This window comes from Nesterenkonia sp. (assembly GCF_029265375.1).
GTDB lineage: Bacteria > Actinomycetota > Actinomycetes > Actinomycetales > Micrococcaceae > Nesterenkonia.
In genome coordinates, this window is record NZ_JAJUJJ010000012.1 from 1 (window position 1) to 22,707 (window position 22,707).

11 protein-coding genes are annotated in these 22,707 nt (G+C 66.7%); 3 read left to right on the forward strand and 8 right to left on the reverse strand.

The features are described 5' to 3' along the window. The 5 genes from Q1K09_RS06535 to Q1K09_RS06555 form a co-directional block, all read right to left on the reverse strand. On the reverse strand, window positions 1-3,280 hold a 3,280-nt coding region (locus Q1K09_RS06535; RefSeq protein WP_300344119.1), incomplete at its 3' end, for a DNA methyltransferase. Continuing rightward, window positions 3,280-6,120 carry a helicase-related protein gene (locus Q1K09_RS06540; RefSeq protein ID WP_300344120.1) on the reverse strand — a complete coding sequence of 947 codons (2,841 nt, stop codon included), beginning with the start codon at window positions 6,118-6,120 and terminating at the stop codon, window positions 3,280-3,282. The genes Q1K09_RS06540 and Q1K09_RS06535, both read right to left, overlap by 1 nt. Window positions 6,121-6,131: 11 nt before the next feature. Further along, window positions 6,132-7,046: a DUF4349 domain-containing protein gene (locus Q1K09_RS06545; protein WP_300344122.1), complete on the reverse strand. Its 915-nt coding sequence runs from the start codon at window positions 7,044-7,046 to the stop codon at window positions 6,132-6,134. Between the two features lie 190 nt (window positions 7,047-7,236). Further along, a complete protein-coding gene (gene rpoC / locus Q1K09_RS06550; protein WP_300344123.1) occupies window positions 7,237-11,223 on the reverse strand; it encodes a DNA-directed RNA polymerase subunit beta' in 3,987 nt (1,328 codons plus the stop codon). Between the two features lie 62 nt (window positions 11,224-11,285). Next, the gene (locus tag Q1K09_RS06555; RefSeq protein WP_300344124.1) at window positions 11,286-14,807 is read right to left on the reverse strand and encodes a DNA-directed RNA polymerase subunit beta; all 3,522 of its coding nucleotides are present in this window, start codon (window positions 14,805-14,807) and stop codon (window positions 11,286-11,288) included. Between the two features lie 498 nt (window positions 14,808-15,305). Here Q1K09_RS06555 and Q1K09_RS06560 point away from each other — a divergent pair, with 498 nt between their 5' ends. From Q1K09_RS06560 to Q1K09_RS06570, 3 genes are read left to right on the forward strand one after another with little or no spacing between them, the layout of a single operon-like run. Continuing rightward, on the forward strand, window positions 15,306-16,253 hold the full coding sequence (locus Q1K09_RS06560) for a cell division protein FtsQ (RefSeq protein ID WP_300344125.1): 948 nt from the start codon (window positions 15,306-15,308) through the stop codon (window positions 16,251-16,253). Further along, window positions 16,253-18,043, forward strand: coding sequence for an ABC transporter ATP-binding protein (locus Q1K09_RS06565; RefSeq protein ID WP_300344126.1), 1,791 nt, complete (start codon window positions 16,253-16,255; stop codon window positions 18,041-18,043). The genes Q1K09_RS06560 and Q1K09_RS06565 overlap by 1 nt, the downstream gene beginning before the upstream one ends. A 1-nt stretch (window position 18,044) precedes the next feature. Continuing rightward, window positions 18,045-18,887: an energy-coupling factor transporter transmembrane protein EcfT gene (locus tag Q1K09_RS06570; RefSeq protein ID WP_300344127.1), complete on the forward strand. Its 843-nt coding sequence runs from the start codon at window positions 18,045-18,047 to the stop codon at window positions 18,885-18,887. 4 nt (window positions 18,888-18,891) lie between these two features. Here the strand turns inward: Q1K09_RS06570 and Q1K09_RS06575 are convergent, their stop codons facing one another. The 3 genes from Q1K09_RS06575 to Q1K09_RS06585 all read right to left on the reverse strand — a co-directional run bounded on the left by Q1K09_RS06575 (window position 18,892) and on the right by Q1K09_RS06585 (window position 22,702). Further along, the gene (locus Q1K09_RS06575) at window positions 18,892-20,643 is read right to left on the reverse strand and encodes an HAD-IA family hydrolase (protein ID WP_300344129.1); all 1,752 of its coding nucleotides are present in this window, start codon (window positions 20,641-20,643) and stop codon (window positions 18,892-18,894) included. Between the two features lie 173 nt (window positions 20,644-20,816). After that, a complete protein-coding gene (locus Q1K09_RS06580; RefSeq protein WP_300344131.1) occupies window positions 20,817-21,353 on the reverse strand; it encodes a hypothetical protein in 537 nt (178 codons plus the stop codon). Then, a complete protein-coding gene (locus tag Q1K09_RS06585) occupies window positions 21,350-22,702 on the reverse strand; it encodes a DUF58 domain-containing protein (RefSeq protein ID WP_300344133.1) in 1,353 nt (450 codons plus the stop codon). Before Q1K09_RS06585 ends, Q1K09_RS06580 begins: the two co-directional genes overlap by 4 nt. Window positions 22,703-22,707: the final 5 nt, after the last annotated feature.

Here is a 22,707-nt window from a genome sequence, read left to right on the forward strand (position 1 = left end):
CGTTCATGAACTGCCAGTGCCGACGGAGTCGCCGGTAGGTGGCAGCACGAAGATTGCCGGCCTTCTCGTCGGTGAAGTGACTCTCCGGATGGATCAGAGCCACTGAACCTGTTGGTTCGTCCTGTGATTCTGCGGCTCGTGTGTGCCGCCAGGTCTGTTCCATGAAGCAGCGGTACAGATCGGGCTGCAGACCTGCCAAATGCGGATAGAGCGTCGGTGAACCCACATAGGACGCGATGACAGCAACCTCTGCAGTGCCCTCCAGCACCAGCTCCGAGACGCCGGGCAGTGCCAGAGCTTTCTCCCGGCGGGCTTTGTCCTCTTGGGCAGTGGACTTGCTCTTCAGCTGCCACCACGGGTCGCCCTCGGCAAGCAGGGCATTAACATCCGAGCGAGGTCTGACCCAGGGCGGGTTGCCGACCTGAAGATCAAATCCTCCGCGGGCGAAGACCGTGGCGAACTCCAGCTCCCAGTGGAAGAAGCCCTGGTCTTGGGCGATCTCCTCACACGTCTTGAGCCAGGGGTGATCCCGCAGAGCAGAGTCAATGTCCTTCATGCCGGAGATCGACCGTTGGAACGACTCGGCCGCGTCCAGATCATTCCAGTCTGCCGTGGAGAGGAAACTCTGCTGGCCCTGTCCCGGGGCGTACCGGCCCCGACCTGCTGCCACCGGAGCACCCAGGACCGCTTCCACCCCACGGATCCACTCGTCAATATCCGGCGGCAGGGGCTGTTCATCGCCGTCCGGACGGACCGGCCAGAACCACAATGCATTCCACGCATCCATCACCCGCTTCAGGCGCTGGAAGACACCGTCGGGGTCGCCGAGCTTGCGCTCGATCTCTTCACGGGTGACGGCCGGTGCACCCAGCGGCTCGTCCTGCTTTCCGAAATAGTTGATCTCTCGGCGAGCCTCTGACTCCGCCACCTGCAACCGGCACAACGCGATGGGCCACAAAGCTTCTGCCTGTTCGGTCAGAGCCACCAGGCGCTTCACCTGTGCTTTGGTCAGCTTCTTCCGGATCTCCCGCTGCCAGGCTTTGAGCAGCTTCTGGTTCTCCGGGGCGAGCGACTTGGCCTCCTTGGCCCCTACTGCGGCGCCCCACTCCTCCCCGGGAAGCAGGAAGTGGAAGATGCGACCCGCCACCTGGGGGTCGACCCCGCCGTGGTCCATGGCCTGCACCATTCCGGTCAGCGGGTGTGCCGCGGGCGCCTCGCTGAAGTAGTCTTTTCGCTCCACGGCGTCGGTGGAGTAGGTGGCGCGGCGAGCGCCGATAAGTGAATTGCCGCGCTTCAGTCGCAGACCGAACCAGGGTGCCCGCAGCCCCCTGCTCATGGTGGCCAGCCACAAGGAGACCTCAGCCAGCTCCACGGCGGTGGCGTTGAGGTCCACACCGTGCACCTGGTGCAGGGCGATCTGCGCCTTCACCTTCTGCAGCTCAAGCGCATAGTCCTCTGCCGGGATCTTCACACCGAGCTCGGTCTGGCGACGGGTCAGATACTCCTCGGCCAGCTGGTTGACTGCCTCGATGGCGAAGGCCCCCGACCCCAGTGCCGGCTCGCAGATGCTCAGCTGGAGGATCTCTTCAGCCGTGGTCGTACGCTCCTGCTGGTCCAGCAGCTCAGCAAGGGCCTGCTGGACCACGAACCGCGTGAGCACCTCCGGGGTGTAGTAGCTGGCGGACTGCTGCCGCTCCCGGCCGGCCAATCGATAGACAAACGAGCCTGCCTTGTGCAGTACGGGAGTTTCCGTGCCGGTGTCCTCGTCGACCGTCTTCACCAGATGCGGCTGCAGCTCCTCGTCCCACCGGGAGACCGGCACGACCCACGAGCCCTTCTCCGAGTTGCCGTGCGGGGCAACTTCGTAGAGGTCTTCGGGGGCGATGAAGCCGGTATAGGACATCAGGCCCTCATAGACTGCGCCGAGCTGGTTGATGCCCAGGGTCGCGTAGGAGACGAAGCCGCGCTGGGCGCCCTTCTTCTCACTGGTCAGCAGCAGCCGTGCCAACACGTTCTGCAGGGCCTCATTCGACAGCTGGACCTGGTCGATCAGAGCTGTCCGGTTTGGGTCGAACAGGTCAGCCTTCAACGGCTGGAAGCTCAAGCCGGCCCGGTAGTCCGCGGCCTCATCCCCTCGGTCGGCTTCGTCCTCCTCTCCCGAGCCCTGCTGAGAGGGGTGGGTGCCGTTGATGAGGCGGAACAGCAGATCCAGTGACTCATAGAAGTGGGTGCCTCCGCGGGCCTGCGGGGTGGTCAGCTCATGGGTGATGAGTTCACGCAGCCGTTCCAACCCGTAGCCGGCGTCGTACTCACCGGCTCCGACTGGCAACACCTCCAGCTCGGGGGTGGCCTCGGCGAAGAGGAGGAACAGGATCCGGTAGAGGTACCGCAGGGACTGGCGGGCGAGCTCCTGACCGTCGACCCGCGAGTTGTCCAGGCCCTGGCGGGAGCGGCGCAGCAGCACATCATTAGCGATGACTTCGATGCTGCGGCGCACCCCCTCACGCAGGTCTTTCGAGACCGCCACCGCGTGGCTGACCGACTCCTCCAGGACGCGGTTCCACCAGATGCTGCCGTCAGCTGCCGGGCGTACGGAGTCGCGTCCGAAGACGGCCAGCAGGTAGTCGATCTCCCCGCCGTTCTTGGTTTCGTTCCGTTCGGCGACCAGCTGCACGTCGGCGGCCAGATACCGTCCCTCCGGCCAGCGCTCCTTCTCGGCCAGCAGCAAGAACCGGCCGGCGGAGGCGATGATATAGGCGGGCGCGTCCTCGCTGAGGAACACATCGGAGATCAGTTTGCCCAACGGTTTGCGGGCCGGCTTGTCGGCTTCCAGGACCTCTGTCAGGGGGACGGAGGTGGCCACCGCGTCGTCAAGCGACTCTGCTGGGGTCGCGTCGATCCACAGCACCCGGGGTGCCGCTGAGGAGCTTTCCGTCCGCTCGGCCCACAGTTTGGCGATCTGCAGCGGCTGTCCGGACCGCTCGGTGGTCCATGTGTTCGTCTCACCTGGGTAGCCGAGGGTCTCGCGCAGCAGAGCTGCGGTCTCTGCCACCACCTGAGTGGAGGTGTCTGGCGCGAGTACTGCCAGACGGCGCACCAGGTCCGCCCGGGCAGCGGTGAAGCGGGAGTGTGTGGTGGCGTGGCCTTCCTTGGCTGCCTTGTTCCACTCCTTGCGCAGGTCCTTGACCTCTTTGAGGAAGCTCCCTTTGGCGTCGTCGCTGGTGAAATAGTGGTCGCTGAGGAACTCCCGCACATTGGTGAGGGATTCGAACTGCGGCATCAGGCATCTCCTTCCGGAAGCACCGCCAGCAGAGGACGCACCAGCTCCTGAGCCGGGCGCAGGTCTTCGGCCAGCTGCTTCTCCTGGTGGATGCGCTCCCGACGGGAGCGCAGTTCGGCACGGCTGGTCAGCGCATTGGCCTGCTGCTCCCAGCTGCGAGCCCGGCCCAGCCATTCCTCCAAGCGGCGTTGCGCGTCCTGGCGAGCAGCCGCCGAAGCTTGGCTGAGACTTGCCTGCGCCTTCATCACCGCGTCCGGCAGCAGGTCCTGCAGCGGGGTCGGATCCAGCGAGCCTGGATTGCGCAGGCGTCCGTTGAGGCCCGTGCGGTCCAACCACTCCGCCAGGTCGCTCAGGGGCTCTGCGTAATAAGCGTTGACCGCCATCCACACCCGCGAGAGCAGATGACCACGACGGTTGCTGACGGTGCCGAGCATCAGGAACGTGGGCATCTCCACTCGAGCACGCAGCGCCAGCACCTCATTGCGGCTCAGTTCCGCCAGAGCTCGGTCAGCCGCCCAGTCGGTCACCGGATGCAGGGGCCCCAGATAGTGGGCCTCGGGCCAGGTGATGGTCTCCTGGGCCCGGGCCCGGTGCAGCTGCTGGCGCCCCTGCTCCTTAGAAGTGGCCAGCCGGATGCGCTCAAAGACGCGCCGCTCGCTCAGATAGTCCTGCGGCAGATTCTCCAGACGACGCCGCAGGTCCGAGATCTCTGCGGTGACCTCGAATTCGGCGATCGCCGAGTCGGGCTGGTGATTGGTCCAACCGAGCTTGGAATGCGGGTCCTCGAACGCCTGCTGCAGGGCCTGCTCCAGGTATTCGACCTCCGAGCCGTAGAGCGAGACATGCGGCGATCTGCGGACGGTCTCAGCCGGGTAGGCGGTCTCTTCGGTGGAACCGGCAGAGGCCAGCATCGCTTCTATCTCTCCCCAGCCGCCGTCGTCGTCGAGATCCTCGACGTCGGGAACCAGCTCATCAACCTCCACCGGCTGCTGGGCAGCCAGCGCTTCCATAATGGCTTTCTCCTCAGCTGCAGCAGTGCCCTTGCCCATCAGGGAGGCGACATCGTGCAGTACGCGGTGAGCGGCATGCTCCTTCTCGATCAGGGCGGTGAAGACGCGCAGGTCTCCGCGGAACTGGTCATGGTCCGGGGTCAGCAGCAGAGTGCTGATCTGCGGCGGGTGCTGCTGGCCGTAGCGATCGATGCGTCCGTTGCGCTGCTCCAGCCGGATCAGCGACCACGGAATGTCGTAATGGAACAGGTGGTGGCACTGGGCATGCAGATTCACACCCTCGGAGGCCATATCTCCGGTGATCAGCAAGCGCACATCCGCCGAGCCGCGTTTGAACTCGTCCACGATCCGCTGCTGCTCCACGTCTGAGAGCCCCCCGTGGAGCACCTGCACCGCCTTGTCCGGCAGCTTCAACTGGGTTGCGAGCTGGTCTGCCAGGTGGTGAAGGGTCGCTACCCGTTCGGCGAAGACCACTGCCCGGCGGTCTGACCGGGGGCCGACGCCTATGGCTTTGAGCTCCTCTGCGAGCCGGGTGAGTTTGGCACCGGGTTCTGCCAGGGCTGCCTCGGTCAGCTCCCTCAGGCGGGTCAGTGCGTCTCGTTCGCGGCGTACGTCCTCAGAGGTCTGAGCCTCCAGGCGCTTGAGCCGCTCGGTGATCGTCTCCATCAGGGCTGCCGGTGAGGAGAGGAAAGCTTTGGCCAGAGTCCAGCCGAACAGGCGGTTTCCTGAGGCCGAGGGCGCAGTACCGGTGGACGGGTACAGCCAGGTTTCGGCGATCTCTGCGGCCAAGGCGTTCTCCGCATCGGTGGCCTCCACCAGGAGGTTCTTCGGCTCGGGGCGCTCTGCCCAGTCCTGGCCGACCTCTTCGGCCACCTCCGGGCTGTACCGGTGGCGGCGGATGATCAGCCGGGACGCGGCGGCCTCATCAATCTCACCCTCCGGGGAGACTGCTGTGGGGTCCAGCAGCCGGATCAGCTCGGCGAAAGAGGCCTGGTTCCCGTTGTGCGGGGTGGCCGAAGCCAGGATCAGTGCATCGGTTCGCGGCGCCAGCAGCCGCGCCAGCTGATTGTTCAGAGTTTGGCTGTTGGACAGATTGTGGGATTCGTCGATGACCACTGCATCGAACCGCATCTTCTCCAAGTGAGCCCGGTACTGGGCCGACTTGAGCGTATCGATGCTGATGATGGCACGTTTGAAGTAGGTGAACGGATTGCGCGAGGCCGGCAGCTTCTGCCTGACCTTCTGGATGCCAGCCGAGTCCAGCCGAACGAAGGGCAGCGCGAAGTGTGCCCACATCTCCTGCTGGAACTGCTCAAGTACGTGCCGCGGCGTCACGATGAGGATCCGCTCAGCCCGACCACGGGCGGCCAATTCAGCGAGGATCATCCCGATCTCGAAGGTCTTGCCCAGTCCGACCGCATCCGCCAGCAGAATGCGCGGACGAATGCTCTCCGGGTCTAAGGCTTTTGCCGCAGCCAGCTGCTGATAGCGCAAGGGATCCGCCAGCGTCCGTGTGGAGACCGTCAGCCGGGCTTCGGTGGTGGGGTGCGGGGTCTTCCGCAGCGTCGTTTCCAGATGGAGTTTCGAGAGCCGGTAGCCGGGGCTGGTGTCAGCAACCACCCGGGCGTGGCGCGGATCGACCACCGTGATCTCGTCCAGGCCGGAGTAGAACGAGGCCTGCGTATCACGAACCAGCTCGCTGAGTCCCCGTACATGGACCAGGGTCCCCTGGGCGGAGTCTTCAGCGGCAGTGACCAGCCATTCTTCGTCCCGGACACTGATCACTGATCCGGGCGCGACATTGAGCGTCGCAGTGCGTCCATCCCCCATGCATCATGAGCCTACACAACCTCGGAGGATGGTGTGGAACCTGCGGTGTCCTGCTCCGGTGGTGCCGGACGCTCGGCGGTGCGGCGGCGCAGGCGGCGGCGGATCAGCAGCAGCACGACGACGGCCGGTACCGCCAGAACTGCCAGCCACGGCAGCGCGGCCCCGAGGGCGACCAGCAGTACATTGGCGGTGCTGATCAGAGCGTTCCATCCCTGCTGCAGTCCGCCGAGGAATCCTCCGGCCTGGACTGCGGTGTAGTCCGCGGTGACCAGTTCCAGCTCCAGGGTGGACATATCCACCCTGTCGGTGAGCGAGTCGCGCTCAGCCACCAGAGCCTCCAGATCGGCCTGCCGCTCACTGAGAGTGGTCTCCACCTGCAGCAGCTCCTCGGCCGATCCGGATTCCTCCATGATCTCCAGAAGACGGTCCACCGATGTCTCCAGTGCTTCGATCCGGGCGTCCAGGTCCCGCACCGCGGAGGTGACGTCCCGGGCGGTTTCGCTCAGTTCGGTGACCTCGCCGAGTTCGTCCAGGTCCTCCAGCAGCCCGGCCAGAGAGTCAGCCGGCACACGCAGGGTCAGCGAGGCGTGGGTGGTGCGGCCGTCGTCGTCTGTGCGTTCCCGCCGGGACTCCACATAGCCTGAGGCTTGGTCCGTCCAGCTGAGCACCTCCTCGGCGGCCTCGGATGCCTCGCGGACTTCCACCTCGGCGTAGGCATTGGTGATCACCTGGCGATCAGCGGCCGGCTCCCCCTCCCCCGCCAGGTCGGCGGATTCCTGCTCGGCGGCAGCCTCATCGGCAACTTCCGGGGCGGCCATATCACCGGCGGCCGAGTCAGACCGGGACTCGTCGGCTCCGGAGCCGCAGCCGGCCAGCAGCAGGCATACTGCTGCAGCGGCAGCCAGCAGCCGGAGGAATGCACTCATAGTCAGGACAGTACGAACGCCCGTGAGGCCGGTCAAGGCTGACGGCGGCATCGTCACCATACCGTGATGCGCGTGCCTGGACCCGCGTCTGGACGCACGAAGGCCCGGGCGGGGTCCCTCTCGGGGTACCCGGCCCGGGCCTTCGGTGATTGCCGGCGCGGAGCCGGCGGCGTCGTTACCTAGTGATCACTCACCGGAAGTCGACGTCGGTGTTGTAGTCCTCCAGCGGGATCGCGTGGAACTCGCTGTCGGTATCAGCTCCGGCGTAGTCGAAGCTGGACCCATACAGGCTGGGGCCGGTGAAGAGGTTCGCCTTGGCGTCCTCGGTGGGCTCCACCTCTGTCTGGGTGTAGCGGTCCAGGCCGGTGCCGGCCGGGATGAGCTTACCAATGATCACGTTCTCCTTCAGGCCCAGCAGAGGATCGGACTTGCCCTCCATTGCGGCCTGGGTGAGCACCCGGGTGGTCTCCTGGAAGGAGGCCGCCGAGAGCCAGGAGTCGGTGGCCAGCGAGGCCTTGGTGATGCCCATCAGCTCGTCACGGCCCGAGGCCGGGCGCTTGCCCTGCTCGAACGCCGCCTTATTGGCCTGCTGGAAGCGGAACCGGTCGGACAGCTCACCGGGCAGCAGATCGGTGTCACCGGATTCGATGACGGTGATCCGGCGCAGCATCTGACGGACGATGACCTCCACGTGCTTGTCGTGGATGCCCACACCCTGGGACTGGTACACCTCCTGCACCTCGGCCACCAGGAACTTCTGGGCGGCCCGCGGGCCGAGCACACGCAGCACCTGCTTGGGATCCACGTGGCCGCGGATCAGCTGGGTGCCGACCTCCACATGCGCGGTGCCGGAGAGGTCCTCGCCCAGGTCCACCAGCAGGCGGGCGCGGCGCAGGATCGGGTAGACCTGCTCCTCGGAGCCGTCGTCGGGAGTGAGCACCAGGCGAGCCTGCTTCTCATCCTCCTCGTAGCGGACCCGGCCGGAGGACTCGGCGATGGGTGCCACACCCTTCGGGGTGCGGGCCTCGAAGAGCTCCTGGATACGGGGCAGACCCTGGGTGATGTCATCCGCGGAGGCGACACCGCCGGAGTGGAAGGTACGCATGGTCAGCTGGGTGCCGGGCTCGCCGATGGACTGTGCGGCGATGATGCCCACAGCCTCGCCGACGTCGACCCGGTGGCCGGCTGCCATGGAGCGTCCGTAGCAGGTGGCGCAGGTGCCCACCGGCGACTCACAGGTCAGCACCGAGCGCACCTTGATGGACTTCACCCCGGCCTTGAACAGCTTGTCGATGAGCACATCGCCCACCTCGGTGCCGGCCTCGGCCAGCACCTCGCCGTTCGCATCCGCCACGGCCTCGGCCAGCGTGCGCGAGTAGGCGGAGGTCTCCACCATCTTGTGCAGCTCCACCTCGGCGTCGTCGTCGATGTCCTCGCTGATGTACTTGCGTCCGGACTTGACCAGCACGCCGTCGGGGCGCAGGTCGTCGTCGTGGGCGTAGTACTTCGGCTGGGCGATCGGCACGGTGAGGCCGCGGGTGGTGCCGCAGTCCTCTTCACGGACGATGACGTCCTGGGAGACGTCCACCAGACGACGGGTCAGGTATCCGGAGTTCGCGGTCTTCAGCGCGGTGTCGGCCAGACCCTTGCGGGCGCCGTGGGTGGCGATGAAGTACTCCAGAACGGTCAGGCCCTCGCGGTAGGAGGACTTGATGGGCCGCGGGATGATGTCACCCTTGGGGTTGGTCACCAGGCCACGGATACCGGCGATCTGGCGGATCTGGTTCCAGTTGCCTCGTGCACCGGAGGTGACCGTGCGGTTGATGTTGCTCAGGGAGTCCATCCCCTCCATCATCGCCTGCTCGATCTCACTGGTGGCCTTGGACCAGATCTCCTGCAGCTCCTGGGTGCGGTTCTCCTTGCCGATGAAGCCGAGCCCGAACTCCTCCTCCACCTTGGCGACCTGGGCCTCGTACTTCTCCATGATGGAGGCCTTGTCGAAGTCGGAGGTGATGTCCGAGATGGCCACGGTGACACCCGAGCGGGTCGACCAGTAGAACCCGGCGTCCTTGAGGTTGTCCAGGGTCTGGGCGACCTCCACGGTGGAGTACCGCTCGGAGATGTCGTTGATCAGCACACCGAGCTGCTTCTTGTCGGCCAGCTTGTCCTGCCAGGGGTAGTCGGCCGGCAGCAGCTCGTTGAACAGCACCTTGCCCAGCGTGGTCTCGATGGTGGCCGGCTGGCCGGCCTCCCATCCCTCCGGAGCCGGCACCTCAGCCGAGGGCACGAATCCGTCCACGGTGATCTTCACCGGGGCGTTGAGGTGCAGCTGCTTCAGATCGAAGGCCATCTGCGCCTCACCCACCGAGGAGAAGGCGCGGCCTGCGCCGGCCTCGTCCTCGCGCACCGTGGTCAGGTGGTGCAGGCCGATGACCATGTCCTGGGCCGGCAGGGCCACCGGACGGCCGTCGGAGGGCTTGAGGATGTTGTTCGAGGACAGCATCAGGATGCGCGCCTCGGCCTGCGCCTCCGGTCCCAGCGGCAGGTGGACTGCCATCTGGTCACCGTCGAAGTCGGCGTTGAAGGCCGCGCAGACCAGCGGGTGCAGCTGCAGGGCCTTGCCCTCCACCAGCTGCGGCTCGAAGGCCTGGATGCCCAGACGGTGCAGGGTGGGTGCACGGTTCAGCAGCACCGGGTGCTCGGTGATGACCTCTTCGAGCACGTCCCACACAGCGGAGCGCTGGCGCTCCACCATCCGCTTGGCGGACTTGATGTTCTGTGCGTGGTTGAGGTCCACCAGCCGCTTCATCACGAACGGCTTGAACAGCTCCAGAGCCATCTGCTTGGGCAGGCCGCACTCGTGCAGCTTCAGCTGCGGACCCACCACGATGACCGAACGGCCCGAGTAGTCCACACGCTTGCCCAGCAGGTTCTGGCGGAACCGGCCCTGCTTGCCCTTGAGCATGTCGGAGAGCGACTTCAGGGGGCGGTTGCCCGGTCCGGTGACCGGACGGCCGCGGCGGCCGTTGTCGAACAGGTTGTCGACCGACTCCTGAAGCATGCGCTTCTCATTGTTGATGATGATCTCCGGGGCGCCCAGATCCAGCAGCCGCTTCAGGCGGTTGTTGCGGTTGATCACGCGGCGGTAGAGATCGTTGAGGTCGCTGGTGGCGAAGCGTCCGCCGTCCAGCTGCACCATCGGGCGGATCTCCGGCGGAATCACCGGAACGGCCTCGAGCACCATGCCGGTGGGCGAGTTGCCGTTGACCAGGAAGGCGTTGAGGACCTTCAGCCGCTTCAGCGCGCGAGTCTTGCGCTGACCCTTGCCGGTGGCGATGGTCTCGCGCAGCGCCTCCGCCTCGGCCTCCATGTCGAAGGTCTGCAGGCGGCGGCGGATGGCCTCGGCGCCCATGAAGCCCTCGAAGTACTCCCCGTACTTGGCGCGCATCTCGCGGAAGAGGGTCTCATCACCTTCGAGGTCGCCCACGGAGATGTTCTTGAACCGCTCCCAGACGTTCTGGATCTGCTCGATCTCCGCATCTGCGCGCTTGCGCAGCTGGGCCATCTGCTTCTCCTTGGTCTCGCGGAACTTCTTCTTCTCCGCGGCCTTGGCGCCCTCGGACTCCAGCTCCGCCAGTCCGTCCTCGAGCTCCTTGGAGATCGCAGCGATGTCGGCATCGCGCTGGGAGGTGAGGTGGTTGACCTCCTGGTCCACTTCGGCCTGCAGGTTGGGCAGGTCTTCGTGGCGCCGATCCTCGTCCACGTGGGTGATCATATAGGCGGCGAAGTAGATGACCTTCTCCAGGTCCTTCGGCGCCAGGTCCAGCAGGTAGCCCAGGCGGGAGGGCACACCCTTGAAGTACCAGATGTGGGTCACCGGTGCGGCCAGCTCAATGTGGCCCATCCGCTCGCGGCGGACCTTGGAGCGGGTGACCTCCACACCGCAGCGCTCACAGGTGATGCCCTTGAAGCGCACGCGCTTGTACTTGCCGCAGTAGCACTCCCAGTCGCGGGAAGGTCCGAAGATCTTCTCGCAGAACAGCCCGTCCTTCTCCGGCTTCAGGGTGCGGTAGTTGATGGTCTCGGGCTTCTTGACCTCGCCGTGGGACCAGCGCAGGATGTCGTCGGTGGTCGCCAGCCCGATGCGCATTGTGTCGAATGAGGATTCAGTGGACATAGTCCGTTATCTCTCTTTTCTGCTCTGTGAAGATTCGTCAAGCGTGGTGAGGAAGAAGCCGGTCAGACTTCTTCGACCGAGCTGGGCTCTGCGCGGCTCAGGTCGATGCCGAGCTCCTCGGCGGCGCTGAATCCGGAGTCATCGGAGTCGGCGTCGCGCATCTGGAAGGCGTCTCCGTGCTCGTTGAGCACCTCGACGTTCAGGCACAGCGACTGCATCTCCTTGATGAGCACCTTGAAGGACTCAGGCACGCCGGGTTCGGGGATGTCCTCGCCCTTGACGATGGCCTCGTAGACCTTGACGCGGCCATGGATGTCATCGGACTTGATGGTCAGCAGCTCCTGCAGGGTGTAGGCGGAGCCGTAGGCCTCCAGGGCCCAGACCTCCATCTCACCGAAGCGCTGGCCGCCGAACTGGGCCTTACCGCCCAGCGGCTGCTGCGTAATCATCGAGTACGGGCCGGTGGAGCGGGCATGGATCTTTTCGTCCACCAGGTGGTGGAGCTTCAGGATGTACATGTAGCCCACGGAGACCGGGTCCGGGAACGGCTCGCCGGAGCGGCCGTCGAACAGCACTGCCTTGCCGTCGGCGCTGACCAGCTGCTCGCCGTCGCGGGAGGGGTTGGTGGCCTCCAGGATGCCGCGCAGCTCGTCCAGCTCGGCGCCGTCGAAGACCGGGGTGGCGACCTTGGTCGGGCCGGTCTGCTTCGGCAGGTTCGGCAGCGACTTCAGCCACTCGGGGTCACCCTCGATGTTCCAGCCGTTGGCAGCGGCCCAGCCCAGGTGCAGCTCCATGACCTGGCCGATGTTCATACGGCCGGGCACACCCATCGGGTTGAGCACGACGTCGACCGGGGTGCCGTCAGGCAGGAAGGGCATATCTTCGACCGGCAGGATCTTGGAGATCACACCCTTGTTGCCGTGGCGGCCGGCGAGCTTGTCGCCGTCGGTGATCTTGCGCTTCTGGGCCACGTAGACCCGGACCACCTGGTTCACACCCGGGGGCAGCTCGGTCTCCTCGGCGTCGAGGATTCGCACACCGATGACCGTGCCGGCCTCACCGTGGGGCACCTTCAGGGAGGTGTCGCGCACTTCGCGGGACTTTTCACCGAAGATCGCCCGCAGCAGGCGCTCCTCCGGAGTCAGCTCGGTCTCACCCTTGGGCGTGACACGGCCGACCAGGATGTCGCCGGACTCCACCTCGGCACCGACGTGGATGATGCCGCGCTCGTCCAGCTGGGCCAGCATCTCCTCGGAGACATTGGGGATGTCACGGGTGATCTCCTCGGCACCGAGCTTGGTGTCGCGGGCGTCGACCTCGTGCTCCTCAATGTGGATGGAGGTGAGCACATCGTCCTGCACCAGGCGCTGGGACAGAATGATGGCGTCCTCGAAGTTGTGCCCCTCCCAGGACATGAAGGCCACCAGCAGGTTCTTGCCCAGGGCCAGCTCACCGTGCTCGGTGGAGGGGCCGTCGGCGATGATCGACTGGCGCTCGACCCGGTCGCCCTCGGCCACGCGCACCTGCTGGTTGTATGCGTTGCCCTGGTTGGAGCGCTGGAACTTCATGATCGGGTAGTTGGTGTAGGAGCCGTCGTCGTTCTGGACGATGACCAGATCGGCGGCGACCTTAGTGACCACACCGGGCTTGGTCGCAATGACCGAGTCGCCGGCGTCGACGGCCGCGTACTTCTCCATACCGGTGCCCACCAGCGGGGACTCGCTCTCCAGCAGCGGCACTGCCTGACGCTGCATGTTCGCGCCCATCAGAGCGCGGTTGGCGTCGTCGTGCTCCAGGAACGGAATCAGGGCGGTGGCCACCGAGACCATCTGACGCGGGGAGACGTCCATGTAGTCGATGTCGGCAGGAGCCACCAGGCTCGGCTCGCCCGGCTCGCCGCCGGAGGCGCCCACGCGGCCGCGGCAGAGCACGGACTCCTCAGTGAAGGTTCCATCCTCGTTCAGCGGGGCATTGGCCTGAGCGATATTGGCCAGCAGCTCGTCATCAGCGGTGAGGTACTCGATCTCATCGGTGACCTTGCCGTCGACCACCTTGCGGTAGGGGGTCTCGATGAAGCCGAAGTTGTTGATCCGGCCATAGGTCGCCAGCGAGCCGATCAGGCCGATGTTCGGGCCTTCGGGGGTCTCGATGGGGCACATGCGGCCGTAGTGCGACGGGTGGACGTCACGGACCTCCATGCCGGCACGGTCACGGCTCAGACCGCCCGGGCCCAGCGCGGAGAGACGCCGCTTATGCGTCAGCCCGGCCAGCGGGTTGTTCTGGTCCATGAACTGGCTCAACTGGGAGGTTCCGAAGAACTCCTTGATGGAGGCCACCACCGGACGGATGTTGATCAGCGTCTGCGGAGTGATGGCTTCCACGTCCTGGGTGGTCATCCGCTCGCGGACCACGCGCTCCATGCGGGACAGGCCGGTGCGGACCTGATTCTCGATGAGCTCTCCGACGGCGCGGATGCGGCGGTTGCCGAAGTGGTCGATGTCATCCAGGGTGACCGGGATGTCGACCTCCTCGCCGTCGCGAATGCCCTTGATGGAGCCCTCGCCGGCGTGCAGCGCGCACAGGTAGTGGATCATCGCGGTGATGTCGGCCTCGGTCAGCACCGAGGAATCCGGGTCCGCGAAGTCCTTGTCCACGCCCAGCTTGCGGTTGAGCTTGTAGCGGCCCACCTTGGCCAGGTCGTAGCGCTTCGGGGTGAAGTACAGGCCCTCCAGCAGGGAGCGGCCGGCCTCCACCGTGGGCGGCTCGCCCGGGCGCAGCTTGCGGTAGATGTCCAGCAGCGCCTCGTCCTGGGTCTCGAAGGTGTCCTTCTCCAGGGTGGCGCGGATGGAGTCGTATCCGCCGAACTCCTCCACAATCCGGGATTCGGTCCAGCCCAGGGCCTTCAGCAGGGCGGTGACCGGCTGCTTGCGCTTGCGGTCCAGCCGCACGCCGACCTGGTCCCGCTTGTCGATCTCGAGCTCGAACCACGCACCGCGGGAGGGGATGACCTTGGCGGTGTAGATGTCCTTATCGCTGGTCTTGTCCTGCGAGGTCTCGAAGTAGGCGCCCGGGGAGCGGACCAGCTGGGAGACCACCACACGCTCGGTGCCGTTGATGATGAAGGTGCCGCGATCGGTCATGAGCGGGAAGTCGCCCATGAACACGGTCTGCTGCTTGATCTCGCCGGTGTTGTGGTTCATAAACTCGGCCTTGACGTACAGCGGGGCCGAGTAGGTGGTGTCGTGGTCCTTGCACTCCTCCACCGACATCTTCGGGTCGGCGAACTCCGGGTCGGAGAAGCTCAAGGACATAGTGCCCTGGAAATCCTCGATGGGGGACATCTCTTCGAAGATGTCGGCCAGACCGGAGGTGTCGGAGACACCCTTGATGCCCTTCTCCTTGGCTTCAGCCACACGGGCGGCCCAAGCCTCGTTTCCGACCAGGCGGTCGAAGGACTCGATCTGCAGAGCCAGCAGCTCAGGAACGTCGAGGGGTTCGTGGATCTTTGCGAATGAGGGTCGGCCGGCATATTCAGCGGTGCGGGCCGAGGCAGCGGTTTGAGTAGAGGTGCTCGAGGCGACCAAGAGGGATCCTTCCACAGACCTTCGTATCGTGCGTTCGGGATCGCTTCCACTTTTGAGCGGCGCCGCTGCGCCAGCAGCGCCGTCCACACTTATGCCCACCGCTATATGAAGGCATGAAAAAGGTACGGGAAACGCGAAGTTTCAGGATACACACCGAAGGGGCACGCGCGCAAGTGCACGCTGAAAGAACCGCCTGCAAGCGGCGCGATGGCGTCCACCATAGCATCCACCTACCCGCTGCTCATTCGAGGGCCCGACGGGCGTGTCAGCCGGTGCTGGAGCGTTCCAGCGGTTTGGCCGCGCCATTTATCCCAATGTCAGCTCAGCGTTCAACCCGGAGTAACCCAGCCTCTCTAGCCTGACTGCTGGAACGGTCCACTCCGTCCCGCAGCCCATGGAGCCTGCGCGTTCGAACGCCTGCTCCGTCTGCTCGCCATTGGTTTGGAAGCACCCTGCGCTGCGCCGCCGCCGCACGCCTCTTGCCCTGAGGAGACACCCATGACTGAGATTGCCTACCGCCGCGCTGGCGCCCTGCGCGGCACTGACGACCAGGGCCGCAGGCCCCTGGATCTCACCCCGCCGCAGAAACTGATGATCTTTGTCCTGTCGATGTCTATGTTCGGACTCTCGAACATCCTGCTGGAGATCATCCCCGATCTCACCATCGGTCCCTTCGACCTCTCGGTGTCCTACTTCGTCTTCGTCCCGCTGACGCTGGCTGCCCTGCTGAGCCCCTTCTGGGTGGCCCTCGGAGCGCCGCTGGGAGAGATCATCTTCACTGACCTGCTGATGGGCGATTTCTCCGGTCTGGCCGAGGTCGAAGGCTTCCTGCAGATGTTCTTGGCCATCTTCATCGCCGGCTCGGTGATCCGTAACCCCCGCAACCGCGCGCAGATCGCCGTCGGTGCCGTTTTGGTGGTCTTCATCGACAAGCTGCTCTCCGCCGCAGTGGACCTGACCAAGGTGTGGGTCGGCGTCGAGGATGCCGAGTACGTAGAGGGTCTGCCCGAATCGATGCTGGTTCTGGAGGGAGTCGGCTTCGGCATCGACATCATCATCTCCGGGGTCCTCTTCGGCGTGCTGCCCGCACTCTGGCTGGTTCCTGCCCTGCACGGCCGCATCGAACCGCTGCTGGGCATGCGTCCGCGCGTGCCCGGTGAGCCGATTCCGGGCCAGGCCGCGGCCTCGGGCTGGTTCGTCGGAGCAGCCCTGATGCTCTCGCTGGCCTCCTTCTTCTTCGCGTTCCTCGAAGCCTGGGATGTCAGCATCGGAGCATTCGAACCGGAGTACCTGGAGCAGTACGGCACCTGGTTCCTGTGGATCTCAGTGGCCGCCATCGTGGTGCTGCTGGGCGCCTCCATCCTCCTGTTCCGCCGCGCCCAGGCCCGGCCCGTCGCACCGGCTGAGCCGGACCGCGCCGCGGCGGAAGAGGAGCACGTCGGCTGATGGGCTCATCGACCTCCCCCATCATCGATCTGCAGGATGTGTCCTTCCGCTACCCAGGGGCCGCCGAAGACACGCTGCGCAATGTGAACCTGCAGATCGAGGCGGGAGACTTCACCACCGTGGTCGGGGGCAACGGCTCTGCCAAGACCACACTGTGCAAGACCTTCAACGGCCTGGTGCCGCACTACTGGTCCGGTGACTTCTCCGGAGTCGCGCGGGTCTGCGGGATCGACACGTTCACCTCCTCGGTGGCGGAGCTCTCCAGCCGCGTCGGGTATGTCTACCAGGACTTCATGAACCAGCTGGTGCGGCCCACCGTGCGGGATGAGGTCTCCTTTGGTCCGGTGAACTTCGGGCTGGCCGATCACGCCGAGCGCACTGCCGAGGCGCTGGAGATGCTGCGCATCACGGAGCTGTCCGACCGCTTCGTGTGGCAGCTCTCCGGCGGCCAAGCGCATCTGACCGCCCTGGCCTCGGTGCTGGCGATGCGTCCGGAGATCGTGGTGGTCGATGAGCCGGTGGCCGAGCTTGACCCTGCCCGCGCCCTGGAGATCTACCAGCGGCTGGAGCTGCTCAACCGGGAGTTCGGCCTCACGGTGGTCAGCATCGAGCATCACGCGGAGTTCATCGCGCAGTTCGCCTCCTCGGTGGTGCTGATGAGTCAGGGCTCTCAGGTGTGGCACCTGCCGGTGGATGAGGCCGTTTACCGGTCGGCGGAGCTGGAGGACCACGGCATCCCGGCGCCACAGATAGTCCAGGCGGCTCAGCGCCTGGGCCTGCAGGACACCCCTCGCACCGTCGACTCGGCTGTCACGGCTCTGGGCGCCGCTGCCCCGGCCGTGCCGACGTCGAGCACGACGACGCCTCCGGACGGCGAGCAGAACGGCAGCCGCCCGTCCCCCGGGCCGGAGAGCTCCGGGCCGGCAGCCCACCGGGAGGAAACCCCCGTCGCGGCTGTGCAGAGCGTCAGCCACGGCTATAAGACGGTGAAGAATGACCTCCGCATGGTGCTGCATGACGTCGACCTGGAGGTCCGCCGCGGAGACCGGCTCGCACTGCTGGGCTCCAACGGTTCGGGCAAGACCACACTGCTGAAGCTGCTGGCCGGGATCAGTGTTCCCCGCAGCGGCGAGGTGGTGGTCGACGGCGTCAGCACCCGTTCCCGCTCCGCAGGACGGTTGGCCGACCACGTCGCCTACATCTGGCAGCAGCCGCAGCAGATGTTCCTCAAAGAGTCCATCCGCGGGGATGTCAGGCTGTTCCCCGCCGGACGCGGCGAGAAGAATGTGGACTCGCTGGTGGAGGACATCCTGCACCAGGTGCGGCTGGCGGAGTTCGCCGATGCTGATGGCCGGACGCTCTCCGGGGGCCAGCAGCGCCGCGCGACGTTGGCGATCGGGCTGGCCATGCGGCCTTCCGTGCTGCTGCTGGATGAGCCGACCGCCTCTCTGGACATCGCCAGCCGCGACAGCGTGATCGCCATGCTGGAGCAGCTCTCCGGCAGCATCGCCTGCTCTGTGGTGGCCACCCATGACATGACATTGGTCAGCGAGTGGGCCAACAGAGTGATTGTGCTGGACGCAGGCAGGATCGCTGCTGATCTGAGCCCTCGCGAACTGTTCGACCAGCCCGAGCTGCTGCGCCGGGCCCATCTTGTTCCGCCGCAGATCACGCAGCTGGGGCAGCAGATAGGGATGAGTCCCGCCCCGCTGACGGTGGATGAGTTCGTCCAGAGATTCCGGCAGGAGCAGCCCCTGGGCGGCGACCTGGTGGAGACGGAGAGGAGTTGACATGGCACGCCGTCAACGTGACGTCGTCAGTGTGGAATGGGTGAAGCTGGAGCTGATCCGCGCGGCCTATGCCACCCGCGGCGGCCTGTTCTCCCGGATGGACCCTCGCATGGTGCTGCTGTGGTACGTCATCATGGCAGCGGCTCCGTGGCTGACCCACAACATCACGGTGCTGGCAGGGCTGTTTGCTCTGGGAGCGGTCTCAGTGGCGCTGGCCAGAGTCGGGCCGCTGCTGCTTCTGCTGTTCATTGTGGGCCTGGGGCTGGAGACCATCTATATCCTGGCGGTGGCCCTGCTGTTCGGCGGCAACGCGGAGACGGCTGTGGCTCTGCTGGAGCTGACGCTGAAGCTGGGGGCAGTCTCCACCGCCTCGATGGCGGCCTTCGTCTCCCTGGACCCGGAGAAGCTTTCGGATGCCCTGCTCTCGCTGCGGGCTCCGGCGCTGCTCGCCTTCGCCGTCAGCTACGGCTACCGGATGCTGCCGATTCTGGTGGAGGAGTTCAACACTGTCTTCGACAACTACCGGATCCGCTCCGCCCCGCCTGCCCGGCACGGGTTCCTCGGCATTCGCACGCTTGTCCACTGGGTGAAGATGGCGGTGCTGTCCTTCTACCCGATCTTCCTCAACACTGCGCAGTCGGTCCGCACCACAGTGGAGTCCCTGGAGACGCGGGGCTTCACCTATGCCACAGTGGATCAGCGCGGACGCGATATCCGCCTGGGGTACTTGAAGGTGACCGCCTTGGACATCTGCGTGGTCGCCACTACGGCTGTGCTGGTGCTGCTGGCCTATCTGGCCGGTGACCAGTGGCCGCTGATGCGCAGGGACTTCATGTCCGGCTGAGCGCCTACGGCGTCCCCAGCAGGGCGGGGATCTGGCCGGGGGTGTCCACCACGTGGGTGATCCACCCGGACTGAAGTCCGGCTGCGATCTGCGATTCGGTGCCGGATCCTCCCCGGGTGATGATGCGGGTGGCGATGCCTGCCTGCTGGGCTCCGAAGGCATCGTTGTACGGCTTGTCGCCGACCATGGCAGCCTCCTGCGGGCTGACGCCCGCCATGGTCAGTGCGCGGCGGAAGATCTCCGGGTGCGGCTTCTTCCACCCGAACTCGTCGGAGCAGACCCATCCACTGATGAAGCTTTCGAATCCGTAGCCGCGCAGCACACTTCGCACACCGGTCCCGCAGACCGTGTTGGAGACGATGACCACCGGTATATCGGCCTGCCGGCAGTGCTGCAGCAGCTCACGAATGCCGGCCCTCTCGGTTTTGACGGACTTGGAGCGGTACAGCGCCTGCTGCAGCGTTTCAGCTTCGCTGAGCAGCACTGCACGCTGACGGTCGGTGGTCCGTTCGGAGGTGAACTCGCCCCAGTATGTGCGAGCGGTGATCTCGCGGAAGCTCTCCTGGTGCTCCTCTGACTTCTTGTAGGCGCCGTAGGCCCGGTGCGCGGCCTGAACGATCTCCAGGCCCTCCCCCGGGGCGACGGGGCATCCGGCTCGCCGCAGCGCGGTCTCCACCGCGTCGGCGGCTTCAGCGAAGGGCGAGGCGGGCTTGAGGGTGGAGGAGATGACCCCGCCGTGGTCCAGCAGCACTGCTCGGACCGGGGCCCCGGCGGCGGCGCCGGCCCCCTGGTCTGCCTGCAGCTGCCCGCGGCGCAGGGAGTCCCCCTGCCCCTGGGCTGCGGAGGTGCCGTTGGAGCCGGATGTGCTGCTGGAAAGGGTCAGCGGCACTGTCCCATTCGCCGCCCCACGCTGCCCGGCGGGTTCCGCGGAGCCTTCCACGGCCCGGCGCAGCAGCTGCAGCAGCTCGGCGGGGTCCTCCACGATGGCTTCTGGCACGTCCCGGATCAGGAACGGCGGCTCATCGGTGTGCTGAGACCGGGTGAGCACTACGGCCCCGGCCCCGGCCCTGCGCCCGGCCACCAGGTCGCGGTCCAGGGTGTCGCCGACGTACCAGCAGTCCTGCGGCGCGGCGCCGAGCGCCTCCGCCGCCCGCAGCAGCATGTGCGGATGCGGCTTGCGGATGCCTGCTTCATCGGAATAGATCTGCACGCCGAAGGAATCCTGGAGGCCGAGGCCGGCCAGGATGCGGCGGTGGCTGCGGCCGGAGTGCGCATTGGAGACGATGCCGGTGGCGATGCCGTGGTCTGCGGCGTACTGGATCAGCTCCTCCACCCCGGGGCGAATGATGTGGTCGGTCAGGGCCGTGGCCATCTGGTCCAGCAGTTCAGCACCGTCGCCGACCAGCAGCGCCCGTGCCTGCTGAGGAAGATCCGCGAAGTAGAAGTCGCCCAGGATCTCCTCCACGCTGAGCTCCCTGGGCTGCAGGCGCCGCGACGAGGCATGCTTCCAATGCTTCAGGGCCAGGGATCCGGCCGCAAGACAGGCCTCCAGCTCCTCGGCCGGCACCTGCACCCGCGCCTGGGCGAGGCGGGTGTGCAGCTGCTGGGCGAATTCACGCCGCCCAGCCGGGCGCTTGGCCGTAGAGATGATCACTCCGCCGAAGTCCAGCAGCAGCGCCTGTGGACGGCGCATCAGCGGTTCGGCTTCTGATCCGGACGGCCGCGTCGCGGCATCGGCCACCTGCAGTTCTGACATGGGACCCCTTCACTATGACGCTGCCGGCAGGACAATGATGCGAGGGTACGGTTCCACGATGACGCCGCGGCAGACTTTCGGTAAACGCCGATGGAACGTTCCACTCCCCATCTCTGGAACGTTCCAGGCGTCAGATGGCGACCGAGCCGGCGCGGAGCGGGCCCGCCGCGCTGCTACTGCGCCGCAGCGGGCCGGCGGATCCACCTGTGGTGCAGCAGCAGCCCGGCCAGCACCATCAGCACCGCCAGAAGCAGCAGCGCGGCCCCACCAGGAGGCGGCGCGGCCTGGAACAGCCTCACCAGGCACCAGAGCAGACCGGCAGCTGCGAAGACGACGGCGGCACGGATCCCGTAGTGGCGCAGCAGGCCTGCAGGCAGCGCCGCGGCCACGGGAAAGACGGCGGCCAACGCACAGCAGGTATGGGCGATCAGCACCAGCCCCGCCACCACCAGGGCGGCGGCCGAGGCAGGATCGGGGCTGAGCACCGGCCAGCCCAGAATCAGGTAGCCCAACCCGGCCAGCGGTAGCAGACCGCCGGGCTTCAGCGCAGCCAGCAGGCCCATCACCAGCGGTATGCCCACCGCCCAGATGTCGGTGGGCCCGCGCCCGCTGACAGCGGCCGCCAGCCCGGCCCAGCCCAGGAACGCCGCCAGCACGGCTATCCGCAGGCCCAGCTGCTCGGCGGAGGCGTGTCTGAGTTCGCTGATCATCGCTGCACCCCCGGCCTCCCGCGCCGGGCCATCTGGCGCAGCACCGCATCCAGGCTTCCCGGCCCGCGCCAGGGCACCACTGCCACGCCGTGGCGCTGCAGCTGAATCAGCTCATCCTCGCGCTCCAGCAGGCGGATCCTCCAGGCCGCCTCAGCCACCGGGTCCGGCTCCTCGGCGGCCTGCACATCCTCGGTGAGCACATCGACGGCGATGACGCTGAGCCCGCGGCGGGCCAACATCGCCGCGCGGGTGAGCATCCCGGCCGAGACCAGCGGGGAGAGCATGACCACCAGGGTCCCCGGCGGCAGGAGGAGCCGCATCCGCTCGGGATCCACCCGGTGTTCGGCGGCCGACTCCGTCTGGGCCAGCAGCTGCAGGATCCGCCCGGCGTGCCGCCGTCCGGTGCCGGCGGGCAGCCTGCGCGTCTGCGCTCCGGAGACCGTGTGCAGACTCACCCGGTCACCTTGGCGGGTGAAATGTTCGGCGATGGCGGCGCCGGCCCGGACCGCATGGTCCAGGCTCGAGGCGCCTGCTCCGACGCCGTCGGGGATGCCGAGTTCGGCTTGGGCATCCAGGATCAGCGCCACGTGGGTGTCCTGGTCGGCGTAGGTGGCGGTCACATGCAGCTGGGAGCTGCGCGTGGAGCGCGGCCAGTGGATGCGCTTGAGCCGGTCTCCCCATTGGAAGGCGCGCAGCGAGCTGAACTCGCTGCCTTCTCCGGGGCGGGCCGAGCGGTGCTGACCGACCAGTCCGCGCGGATGCGGTGCGGCCGCGGAGGTGTCGAAGGCCCCGCCGGCGGGCAGCACCAGACGCTGCCGGTCCGGCAGGGTGACCGGGCCCCACACATGGGCTCCCCACGCAGATGCAGCGGCGGCGCGCACCGGCCCGATGGTGCGCCGGCCCCATCGGGTGGGACTGGCCCCCAGGCTCAGGCGCAGCGGCCGGGTCCCCTCGCCGGCCTCGGGGCGGCTGTCCGCCCGCACAGTGCGGGCCCCGTGGAGCGGCCGACGGGCGATCCAGGGGGTCGATGCCAGGGTGGCGGATGCGGTCTCTGCTCCCTGCAGCCCGGTCATGTCCACTGCGGCAGTGTGCTCAGCCCCTTCGGTGAGGGTGGCCGCGCCGGCGTTGAAGCGCGCCCGGGGTGACCCGGTGGGCCGCCCGGCGGCGGAGACTGCGGCGATCAGCGCCAGCGGGGCGATGATCACCAGCAGATCGGGCCGGCCCAGCAGCAGCCCGGCCAAGGGCCCGAGTCCAGCCAGAACGACCGCCCGCAGATGTGCGTGGGTGATGCGCCAGCGGACCTGGGCACCCTCCCCGGCGCTTCGGCTCTGCTCGCGGGTGTGCTCCATCGGCA